The following is a 12331-nucleotide window of genomic DNA, read 5'->3' on the forward strand; positions in this document are numbered from 1 at the left end:
AGTATAGTGCGGAATATGCAAATATCTAGGCAATGATAATATAAGTTCCCTTGCTACTGAAATTTCCAAAGCAGGTTTACCTTCGGTTTATCGATTGAATAAAAAGAATTACATGCACCTCACAATCACCAATATTCCCACATTAATTATGGCTCCATTGGAATTGGAATTTTTCAACAAAAAGCAAAATCAACAACAATTCTATCTCAATTCTTTTAAGGAAGCAGAAGAAAGAACCAGTTTAGACGTTGATGAGGCCCTCGATAAAATATTAAAAAGTAACAAAACAATAATTTATGTATCATTTGGAACCCTATTTGGTAACAAAATGTATTCGGAAATATTAAATTTTTTGACATTATTAGATCAGGTCCTTGATCATTATGAAGGTTTTCAAACTATTTTTTCTTGTGGTAAAGTGCCTTGGTCTAATGATGCATTCGAGTCTCTGCGCAATATTTCAATATTCAATTATGTGCCACAAAGATACGTTTTAAACTTTACTAAATTATTTATAACACACGCGGGTTTAAACTCTATCAAGGAAAGTATTGAAGCTAATGTTCCTATGTTAGCTTACCCTCTTTTTGTAGATCAAATCGGTAATTCAAAAAAACTGCATTATAAAAAATTGGGTTTAGCAGGAAGTATAAAGAGTGTTAGTGAAGAAAATATTAGACAAAATTTAGATCACTTGTTGTTAAATCATTCTAATTACGAAAAAGAAATAAATCTCTTTAAAAAAGGTTTAAGCAAAGCATGTTCAAGCGACAATTACTTACTTTCTGTTTTAGAAGTTGAAGGTAATGTATATTAAAAAGGTTTAATACATGCATTAATAGATTTATAGTTAACATCAACTCCATAGATATAACTAATTGTATATTAATACACTTGAATTGATATCAATAAGCGTCATTTTTTGTATTTGATTTAAATAATGTTGCTATATAATAAACAATAGTAATAAATACATAAAGATTATTAAACATAAAGGTAATACACAGACAGTATCTTGCAGATAAGTTAAGTATTTACAATCAATAAAAAAGTATTAATCATTTTATACATAAGGGTAGGGTTATATTAGCGTGGATAATTAAAGCATTTTGTTTGGCCGACAAATTAGGAGTTTTCTTGTAAACCTAAATAAATAACAAGTAGGCATTGTCAAAGCCTAATCCAAAGCGACGGAAAATTAAATAAAATTGTAATGAAAAAAATTAACGAATTGTCGTTAGATACTAAGCTACAAGATAGCAAAAATCCTTTGTTTGAAAAACGCACTGTTTCAGAATTGTCCGATAGCGAAATGGCTGCGATTGATGGTGGTACTACCCCAGCATGTTTTAGTATTAGTCTATTAATAACATTGACTCTAATACCTTACCCTGCGTATTAATTTTTGTTTTAAGGTCATCTATTGATGACCTTAAATATTTTTTATATGAATAGTAAAAATATAAAGTGGATAAAATATTGTTTATCAATTCTGTTACTATTATTGACCAGATTAGTAGATATAGTATTCACATATCAATATACTCCCAATTTGAGTAAAGAAGGAAATCCGCTGGTGGTTTATTTTAATTTTGGTTGGGCGGAAATATTAATATGTCAGTTTGTTGGGATAATCTTAATTAGTTGGCTACTATATAGCCATATATTTAATAAAAGCAATATGAACCCGGAGGTTAATGGCCTTTCGTTTAACTCTTTTGCTTTACATCAATATTACGGCGCCGAATATTTATCTATTTCAAAGAAGTGGAATGTATTTTTGGATTATCCAAAAGGATTTCAAAGGAATAAATATATTCTAGGCTGGGTGCTCCCGCAGGCTGCAATTGTCGTCGGACTGCAACTTGTAATAATTCATATCTTTCTGAGGGAAAACCAAACATTTAGAAGTAATTACCGCATTATACTACCATGGATATATGTATTATTAGTCTTATCTGTTTTTTTATGTTTTTATTTATATATGAGAGTAAAATTTACAAATTATAAGCGAGCTAATAGATCCGATGTTCAGATTCTGTAGGGCTCAAAAATGAGCTAAATGATTTTTCATTGGATATGTATTACCTAATCGAATATAAATCAGGCAAATGGTTCCATTCTTTCCTTTAATATTATTAAAACTTGAGATAAACCACAGTTATATTGCAATAGCAAACTGATTAAATACAAACAATAAAGGTATTCTCGGGATAAGTGTCATAAAACTTAGCACAAGATTATAGTTATATGTTAACTCTCGTCTAATTATTCCAAAGAAAGATACCTCTAGTAGGTGGTTTTAGCTTTGTACCCTTAACATCATGTCATATTGATTTTGTAATATGATGTTTTAAAATTGTATTTAGCTTAAATTTCACTTTACTTCTAAAAATACTAATTACTTCAATTTATAATTGATATTGAAGATTATGGAAGTTTTTTACTTCAATGTACGAGTTAAAAAAATGATTATTAAAATTATATAATATTATTAATGAGAAGTCTTGTCGTCTGCTCGAGTAATTTCGAGAATTACTATAGCAAGTGTATTTTTAATGGAAGTTTATCCTTGGACGGTCATATAATCAATTATGCTTTAATTGAAAGTGAAGATCCCCATTTCGATCCGGAACTATATCCAAATCATGTATTGTTAAAAAAAACCGCATTTTCTTGTAATTACAGAGAGATAGCATCGATGCTCAATGCATATTCCAAAATATCAATGCTGAAAAACGAAATAAAATATTATGCTATAGGTTCTGAATTTGTTGCAACCGTTATTGGTGTTGGAAAAAATGTCAAAAATCTAAAATTAATGGATAGAGTGATACCTAACGGAGAGTATCCCTTTACTAATTCGCCAGATATTACACCAGGCCTACCAACGAACCACGCTTCAAGAGAAATTGAAATTTTGCCTGCGGAAAAACTTTTTAAAATACCTGACTTGCTGGAGGATAATGTTGCCTCAGCATTTACGATCGGAGCACAAACTACTTATTCAATGATTGACAAACTAGACATAAAGACAGGGAAAAAAGTCTTAATAACAGGAATAAGTTCTAATACTTCTCTTTTTGCACTGAATGCATTAAAAAATATGAATGTATCAGTTTTCGGGACATCCCGAGATCCGAGACACCGAAAGAAGCTTCTTGACATAGGACTAGATGATTTTTTTGTTTTAACGGAAAGTGTAGACAATATCTTAGAGAATCCCGAAATAAACAAGTTTGTAGCTCATAATGGAGGATTCGATTATATAATCGATCCATTTGCAGATGTCCATCTTTTTAAAATTTTGGAAGTGATGAACATGGGGGCGAAATATATTTCTTGTGGTGTAGCCGAACAGTTTCGAATCAAAAATGAACTGGTGCAAATTAATCTGATCTTCGCGAGAATAATTCAGAACAACCTATCTATTCTTGGGAACTGTTTAGGAACTACTGAGAATCTATCAAGAGCCGTAGAGGATTATATTACAGGCAGGCTACAAGTGGTTATAGATTCTGTTTTTAAAGGAGATATTAAAGGATTTATTGAGAGATCTTTCTTAAGCAAAGAAAGACTTGGAAAAGTTGTCTTTAGATATGATTAAATAATATGTTAATAATCTACAAGTACTGTAAATAATAATAAATGTCTGAACCTTTATGCGAATATGAGCAAATAAAAAATAGGGAAATATTTTACTTAGGAGAGATATCTACATCATCTAAAGTTCTATATATCTTTTTATTGGCTCTGGTTATAATTTCGGTTTCTGCCTTACCGTTTATTAAGGTCACTATAAACTCTTCATCTCCTGCTATAATTCAAACAGCTTTGACAAACGAGGTTGTAATGGCAACTGTTGAAGGAAAGATTACAAAATTGAGTTTTAAAGATAATTTGCGAGTTCATGCCGGAGATACACTATTTTGGATAGACAATAGTGCTCAAAAAAGTAATATAAATGTCCTTCAGAATCAGAAAAAACTATTGCTGGATAACCTTAATGATTTGAAACTATTTAATTCGATTTCTAATTTCGATGGTCGTCCTAATTTTCGAACTCGAAAGTATCAAATAGAATACGATCAAATGCTTCTCCAAAAGAAGGAAATCATGTTTAGGTATAAAAAAATAGCAAAAGATTTTGAAAGAAGTGAGACTTTGTTCAATCGAAAGGTAATTTCAGCGAGTGAATGGGAGGTTGAAAAGCTGAGATATGATGGAGTCAAAAGTGAATTGGAGATGTTAGCTGAAAAGTCTAAATCTCGCTTTAGTTCTGATGAGTACAGTTTAGCACAAGAGTTGAGTAACATAGATAAGCAAATTATTCAATTTCAAGACGCTAACGTACGTAGTGTGGTTATAGCTAATATATCAGGAACAATTTATAGAAGTAGCGGAGTTCAGCAGGGGTCTTTTGTCCGGCTAGGGCAGCAAATCGGAGAGATTAGCCCGACCAGTTCATTGATTGCAGTTTGTTATGTCTCGCCTAAGGATATTGGATTTATTTCCTTAGATCAAAAGGTAAGATTGCAACTGGACGCTTTTAGCTATATCGATTGGGGAACTCTTATCGGAAGAGTAGTCGAAATAAATGACGAAGTTGTAATGATGGAGAATAAGCCTTTCTTCGTTGTAAAATGTAGCCTAGAAACCAGTTTTTTAAAGTTAAGCAACGGTCGAAAAGGTATCATTAAGAAAGGTATGACATCAACAGCCAATTTTGAATTAACTGAACGGAGTCTTTGGCAATTAATTTTTGACAAAATGCACAATTGGTTAAATCCCAACGTAACAACACAATAATTCCTTATGAAAATTAATCTTAAGCAGCACGACGCCTTTGATTGTGGAGCGGTTTGTCTTGCTAGCATTTGTGCGTATTATCATCTTAAGATTCCTATAGCTAAAACAAGGCAATTAGCGAATACAGACAAGAAGGGTACGACATTATTAGGGCTTGTAGAGGCCGCAAGGAAAATTGGATTTGATGCCAAAGGAGTAAAATGTAGTAAGGACGATTTGCTCGAGATGCCATTCCCATGTATTGCTCATATCAATTCAAAAGAAAAATTCCCCCATTATGTAGTTATTTATAAAGCAACGAAAACCTATTTTAAAATAATGGATCCCGAGGTTGGCAAGATCATTAAATACAAGAGGGAGCAGTTTTATAAAGAATGGACCTCTATATTGATAGTGCTAAGTCCAAATAGTGATTTTAAAAGTGGGAGTTTAAATGTTTCCAAAAAGCTTCTTTATTGGAAATTGCTACAGCCAAAAGCGAGTCTCATTTTTCAAATTATTCTGGGGGCATTACTCTACACTATACTAGGCCTAGGTAATTCGATATATATTCAAAAAATTACAGATTTTGTTATACCGAACTTCAACGGGAACCTTTTGAACGTCTTAGGTTTAATAATGCTATTCGTTATTGTAACTCAGGTAACCATTGGATTTATCAGAACACTTTTCACAATTAAGTTGGGCCAAATGCTCGATTTACGACTAATACTTGGATATTATACACATTTACTTGATCTACCTCAGGCTTTTTTCGACAATATGAGAGTAGGTGAAATTGTTAGTAGGATCAATGATGCAGTTAAAATTAGAGTCTTTATAAATGAAGTTTTAGTAACAATACTGGTCAATTTTGGAATTGTCTTTTTTTCCTTCATCATGATGTTTATATATGATTGGAGACTTGCGCTATTGATGGCAGTAATAATTCCTTTTTATATAACAATGTATATATTCAGTGACAAACTAAATAAGAAAAATGTACGTAATTCTATGGAAAACTCAGCGGAGCTTGGTAGTCATTTAGTGGAAAGTGTAAACTCTATGGAAACCATAAGGAGCTTTGGGTTAGAAGTGTATGCAAAAGAAAAAACTGAGGAGAGATTTATCGCGTTTTTAAGAAGTATCTACAAAATTGCAATTACTAATTTATATATAGCTTCTTTTTCAGATTTTATCACTAAATCATTATCAGTCTTGCTATTCTGGGTAGGTACAAATTATATATTTGATAGCGAACTTACGCCAGGAGAACTTTTTTCATTTTTCGCCTTATTATCTTATTTCACAGGCCCCCTTAGCAGCCTAGTTAAAGTAAATCAGCAAATCCATGAAGCGCTCATAGCTTCAGATAGGTTGTTTGAAATAATGAATTTAGATCAGGACGCAGATCAAGAGACAAAATCTATTGATATTAGTCCGGCGATGATAGGAAATATTGTTTTTGAGAAAATTACTTTCCGATATGGTTCAAGAGCTATGGTTTTCCAAGATCTATCAATTACTATACCCAAGGGAAAGTTAACTTCAATTGTAGGTGTTAGCGGTTCTGGCAAGAGCACCTTAATAAATTTATTACAAAGCATGTACCCATTAAGCCAAGGACGGATTTGCATTGGAGACTATGATATTAAATATTTATCAAATGAATCACTTAGGAATGTAATCAGTGTAGTGCCGCAAAATATTGTTTTGTTCGCAGGTAGTATTATTGAAAATATTGCAATTGGTGATAAAGAACCTGATGTTAATAGGGTGATTTCTATATGTAAAAATCTGGGTTTCATGGGCTTTATTGAGAGTTTAGATAATGGGCTATTTACTTATATAGGAGAAAATGGGACTAATCTATCAGGAGGTCAACGGCAGAGAATTGCTATAGCTAGAGCTTTGTATAGGAGCGCTGAAATTTTAATTTTAGATGAAGCTACCTCCTCTCTAGATAGTTTTAGCGACAGCTACGTCCAAAATATCATAAAAGACCTATTGAATATGTCAAAAACGGTAATAATAATAACTCATAAATTAAGTTCCGTTCTCAGTTCGGATAAGATTATTGTCTTAAAAGATGGAAAGGTAGTGGAAGAGGGAACGCACTTCGAATTAATAAAAAATGAGGATTATTATTTCGAGTTATTGCAAAAGAACGGATTATAGACAAAGTAAAAAGAATATATTGTATATGACAAAATTCCCATACGTAATAAAAGACGACATAGTTGTTAGAATTCCAAGATATTCCTTCCGAGATAGTTTGGATATCAAAGACATGGATCGTTTGTTAAATGATGAAGTCTTTTTAGAGGCAATTTATATAGCTTCGCCTGTTCTTTATAATGAAATGATAAAATTAAAATTAGGTATTTTAGCGGAGGATAAAAAGGCGAAGATCTCAATCTCTCTCCAGAAGTATTATTCTAGAATGTTCAGTAGATGTACACCGTTTGGGCTATTTTCTGCATGCGCAGTTGGAAAATGGAGCAATAAAGGAACGTATCTTAACTTTTCAGAAGAAGACTTCTTTCGTCATACACGATTGGACATGAACTACTTAAGTGATTTAACAGCTAAGATTTCCAATTTACCAGCTGTAAGAGCCAGATTATTATTTTATCCCAATTCTAGTATTCAAGCGGTTGGAAGTGAAATTAAATATTGCGAGTATTATCATAAAGACAACAGACGCAAGAACAGAATTTCCGCCATTAAAAATAACCTGTATATAGAAGGTATACTATCAAATGCAAAGAATGGGGCTACTTTGTCTCATTTAGTTTCAACAATTTCGGATGATCGATTTGATAAACAAACAATTTTAGGACTTCTATACCAATTAACATCGTCACAACTTTTGAGAGATGAACTAGAAATAGAGGTCACAGGGAAAGATCATCTGGAAAATATTATCAAGATTCTACATAATAAAAACTTCAAAGATCAGGAAAATCAAATTTTGAATATAATTTCGGAGTTGCAAAAAGTCAAATTAAGTTTGGAGAGTTTGGATGATAATAAAAGAAATAAAGTTGAAGCTTATAAAGACATAATAAATATTTTAAAACGTTTTGACGTTCCAGTTGATGAAACAAGAGTATTTCATGTAGATAGTTATCGTTCTTCGGAAACGATAATGTTAGACTGGAAAATTAAAGAACAGCTTTGTGAAGCTCTCCTTCTTCTTAATTCTATGCATATGAATGCGACATCTGCATCTGATTCTTTAATACAGTTTAAGAAAAAATTTAAAGAGAGATACGACGGGAAATCCGTATTGTTAACTGAGGTGTTAGATTATGAGAATGGAATAGGGTACCCTGTAAACAACCCTTCAATATTTGCTCCCCTAGTATCAGATATTTCCCAAAATTGGCAATCGGAAGACGTAAATATTACTTATAAAAAATCAAATAAATGGATGCTTGAATTGCTAAAAGAAGCCAATTACAATAGCAAATATAGCATCGAACTTAATGAAGCGGACTTTGATGTCTCTCAAATTAATTGGGATGATTTTCCTCCATCTTTTTCCTTACTATTTAAAGTAATTAATAAAGAACAAAATATAATAGTGCTAGATGGAATGGTTGGCCCATCTGCTATCCCGGTTCTAGCTAGATTTGCAAATGGCAACTCCTCGATTTTTAATATAGTAAAAGACATCGCAAAAATGGAAGAGCAACAGAATCCAGGAGTAATTTTCGCAGATTTTGTTCATCAGCCAGACGCTAGAGCCAGTAATGTTATCATGCATCCGAAAATTCGAAACTATGAGATACCTTATCTGGCTAAATCATCGCTAAGAGGTGACCAAAGAATTGAAATGACCGATATCTATATCAAAATCGAAAATGATGAAATTATATTATTTTCTAAAAATCTTGGAAAAAGAATTATCCCTACCAAAAGCCATATGCACAACCACTTTGATAATTCTATTCCACTGTATCATTTTTTTGGAGATTTATATAACCATACCTCTAATAATAAGATTATAAATTTTTCATGGGGAGGGCTTTCGTCGCTTTATTTTTTTCTGCCGCGCATAACTTTTAAAAACGTAATTATATCCCCTGCAACTTGGAATTTTACTTTAGATAATTTCAAACACCTATATAACCTTTCAGAACAGGCACTCTTTGAGAATATTCAAGCATTACGTATGGAGTACAAGTTGCCTGAAAAGGTAGTTTATGCAGAAGGAGACAATGAACTTCTTGTAGATTTTCACAATGTATTATCAATTAGATCATGGTTGCAAACGATAAGGCAAAGAGGTTTTATTCCATTAAGAGAATTCTTGTGGAAAGAGGATTCTTCAGGCTCATATATGAATCAGTGCGTAGCTAGTTTTATAAAGAAAGATACTTCATTTAGAAATGGTAATATTATGCAGTATGGTTATGAATCTGAACAAAATGATATTACTGATGCATTTGGTTTAGGCTCGGAATGGGTGTATTACAAATTCTATTGTAACTCGGAAAGTGGTGATCAAATATTATCGAGTTGTGTAAAAAACATAGTGGATGTTTTGAAGAATCAACAATTGATTGATAAATGGTTTTTCATTAGGTATGCGGATCCCGAGCCTCATCTTCGAATAAGGTTTCACCTAATAAATTATACTGATGTAGGTAAATTGATACAATTAATAAAGTCTTTTCTGGAAAGGCCAAGTATTGCGAAAACAATTTGGAAAGTTCAGTTAGATACATATATCAGAGAAATCGATCGCTATGGAAGTAATTCGATCGAATTATGTGAATCTATTTTTAATCTGGACAGTGATATCACCTTGGCTTTGGTAAATATAATATCTGAAAATGAAACTGAAAAATGGCTAGCCGGAATTAAGGGGATGGATGATTATTTAAATAGTTTCGGCTTAGATCTACATGCTAAGATCGAATTTACTAATAAAAGTAGACAAAGCTTTTTTTACGAGTTTAATGTAAATAAGGTTATGAGGGATAAAATTAATCTTAAATATAGAAATCACAAATCCTTAATTGCAAATATGTTGACTGGGGCATCATCGTCGGGATTACGAATGAATATCAATAGCCTTCTTAAATCAAGATGTTTATTACTTAAACCCTATGTTGAAGAGTTACAACAGGTACGCGAAAATAAAATATCAAATGTAACTGAAGAGAGTATAATAGCAAGCTTGATTCATATGATGCTGAATCGTCTTATTGGTTGTAAGGAACGTACTTATGAAATGGTGCTTTATGACTTCCTTTATAAATACTATGTGTCAGTTCAAGCACAGCAATGATTTTTAATCGTAAGTACTATTTTTAAAACATGGATTCAATCGTTATAAATAAATGTAAAGTAATTTAGAAAATGAAGTTTTATTTTACGTTACAAAGCCGCATAATTCTGCGTTATTTAGCAAATAGTGGGATGAACCCACTTCTAGTAGGTCTTTTAATATTGATAAGTTTTACTGTTATTTCACAGTATATAATCTTAAAAGCCTCATACACACCTTATGTGTACGCTATTATCCCGATGGTGCTAACTTTTTGCTTAAATGGTAGTTCTAGGAATATATTTTTAAAATTTAACTTTTCAAATAGACATTATTATTTAATAAGGGCTCTTGAAAATATCATAGTGGGACTACCATTTATTTTGCTCTTGATTGTAAATGGGAAATTGTTGATTCCTGTTATCATAATGATCGCTAATGGTCTTTTAATCTTTATAAAAGAAGGGAGAAAAGCTACTTATGTGCTTCCAACACCATTCTATAAGCTTCCTTATGAATTTATAGTGGGTTTTAGAAAAACATTTTTGATAATCCTATTATCCTATTTTATCTGCGGTATTAGCATTACTGTTGGAAATTTTAATTTAGGTGTTTTTTCATTAATAATTATTCAGATAATTAGTTTTTCATTCTACTTGGATCCAGAAAGCCACTTTTATGTATGGATTTATTCAATGACATTCTCTCAATTCTTATTAAATAAAGTCAAAATATTGATATTATATTCAACTGTCTTGTCGTTACCTATTGCTATTGCACTTGGTATCGCCTTTAGTGATCAATTTTTAATCTTAATTATTGTGCAAATCATTGGTTATGTATCAATAGTATCAGGGTTATTGAGTAAATACACTTATTTTCCTAATAGAATGCCTTTACCGATATTTGTCTTATTTATTATTGCCTTAATCTTTATTCCACTTGTGCTTGTGTGTATGCCTTATTTCTATGTTAAATCGCGAACTAGCCTTAAAGAAATATTGAAATGATTACCGTAAAGAATTTATCAAAAAAATACGGCTCGAAAATTATTTTGAGTGATATCAATTTGAACTTTAATAGAGGAGAAGTACATGGCATTGTTGGTAACAATGGCGCAGGCAAGTCAACCCTCTTTAAATGCATAGCTGGTATTGAAAGTTATGAAGGAATAGTTAAATCGGAGTTTGAAAAAACGAAGGATCATATAGGCTTTCTAGATACTGACCCTTATTTTTTTCCAAAAATTACCGGAGAAGAATATCTTCGTTTGCTTTGTCATAGCAGGAAAGTGCCAGAGCCAAACTTTGAAGAGAAAAATATATTCGATCTTCCGCTAGGTGAATATGCTGCGAATTATTCGACGGGTATGAAAAAAAAATTAGCGATTTCTGGAGTCATGCTGCAGGATAATGATTATTTTATTTTCGACGAACCTTTTAATGGCCTCGATCTCCAGAGCAATATTATTGTGACCGCCTTAATTCATCATCTCAAAGAATTAAGAAAAATTGTACTAATAAGTTCACATATTTTCTCAACACTACATGATTGCTGCGATCGAATTCATTTCCTAAAAAATGGACAGGTAGTTAAGAGTACGGGTAAAGAAAATTTTAGAGATATTGAAGAAGAGATGAAACATCTCATATTGGGCGATAAGATTGCTAAACTTGGGCTCAAATAAGATAAGCTTTTTATTTTAGAAAAATGTTTGGTTAAGGATGAGCTTCATCATTCCTTAATAAACGAATAATTATAAAGTTAATAGGGGGATATTTTGGCATTCACGTTCGTAGATAAATAGTAAGTATTATATTAGCTTAAATAGTATTCTTGCTTTTCATTACTTGAAAGAATTTTCCTAACTTAGCTATCAAGAACTTGCAGCTAAAATGTATGTCAAACCAGTGAGTTATTCGGTGAGTAGGGAAATGGAAGGTTTGTAAATAACTGATAAATAGATTAATGCAATTAGGGTTCGATTCCCCTACGGGCTACAGATCGAAAGATTAAAACTTAAAAAAAGCTTGCAATATGAATTGCAAGCTTTTTTTGTCTTTTAGTATCTAAAAAACCAATACGAACTTCCAAAAAAAAATGACAACATTTCCGGTTATAGCCTCTACTCTTTCTGCCAGACAATTAGGAGATTTTGTGAAAGATAGATATGGCCTAGACGACAAATACAATTGTACCTTATTCAGAACAGGAATGAATCATACGTATTTTCTTTCCAACTGGATACTACGGTTCGATTTG

8 protein-coding genes are annotated in these 12331 nt (G+C 31.9%); all 8 read left to right on the forward strand.

Annotation, left to right across the window (positions count from 1 at the left end; translation table 11 throughout):
- Positions 1 to 112: 112 nt before the first annotated feature.
- Positions 113 to 817, forward strand: coding sequence for a glycosyltransferase (locus B2X73_RS04470; protein ID WP_291095825.1), 705 nt, complete (start codon positions 113 to 115; stop codon positions 815 to 817).
- Positions 818 to 1213: 396 nt separating this feature from the next.
- Entirely contained in the window at positions 1214 to 1402 is a 189-nt protein-coding gene (locus B2X73_RS04475) for a hypothetical protein (protein WP_291095828.1), read from the forward strand.
- Positions 1403 to 2572: 1170 nt separating this feature from the next.
- A complete protein-coding gene (locus B2X73_RS04480; protein WP_286734191.1) occupies positions 2573 to 3607 on the forward strand; it encodes a zinc-binding dehydrogenase in 1035 nt (344 codons plus the stop codon).
- Between the two features lie 41 nt (positions 3608 to 3648).
- Complete coding sequence (locus B2X73_RS04485; RefSeq protein WP_291095833.1) at positions 3649 to 4809, forward strand: HlyD family secretion protein; 1161 nt, start codon at positions 3649 to 3651, stop codon at positions 4807 to 4809.
- A gap of 6 nt (positions 4810 to 4815) precedes the next feature.
- Positions 4816 to 6966, forward strand: a complete 2151-nt coding sequence (locus B2X73_RS04490) for a peptidase domain-containing ABC transporter (RefSeq protein ID WP_291095836.1) — start codon at positions 4816 to 4818, stop codon at positions 6964 to 6966.
- A 25-nt stretch (positions 6967 to 6991) separates the two neighbouring features.
- Entirely contained in the window at positions 6992 to 10090 is a 3099-nt protein-coding gene (locus B2X73_RS04495; protein WP_291095838.1) for a lantibiotic dehydratase, read from the forward strand.
- A gap of 71 nt (positions 10091 to 10161) precedes the next feature.
- Positions 10162 to 11079 (forward strand): hypothetical protein, encoded by a 918-nt coding sequence (locus tag B2X73_RS04500; protein WP_286734182.1) that lies wholly within the window; start codon positions 10162 to 10164, stop codon positions 11077 to 11079.
- Positions 11076 to 11756 (forward strand): ATP-binding cassette domain-containing protein, encoded by a 681-nt coding sequence (locus B2X73_RS04505; protein WP_286734180.1) that lies wholly within the window; start codon positions 11076 to 11078, stop codon positions 11754 to 11756. The genes B2X73_RS04500 and B2X73_RS04505 overlap by 4 nt, the downstream gene beginning before the upstream one ends.
- Positions 11757 to 12331: the final 575 nt, after the last annotated feature.

The sequence above is a fragment of the Empedobacter sp. UBA7252 genome (assembly GCF_002472765.1).
Lineage (GTDB): Bacteria > Bacteroidota > Bacteroidia > Flavobacteriales > Weeksellaceae > Empedobacter > Empedobacter falsenii_B.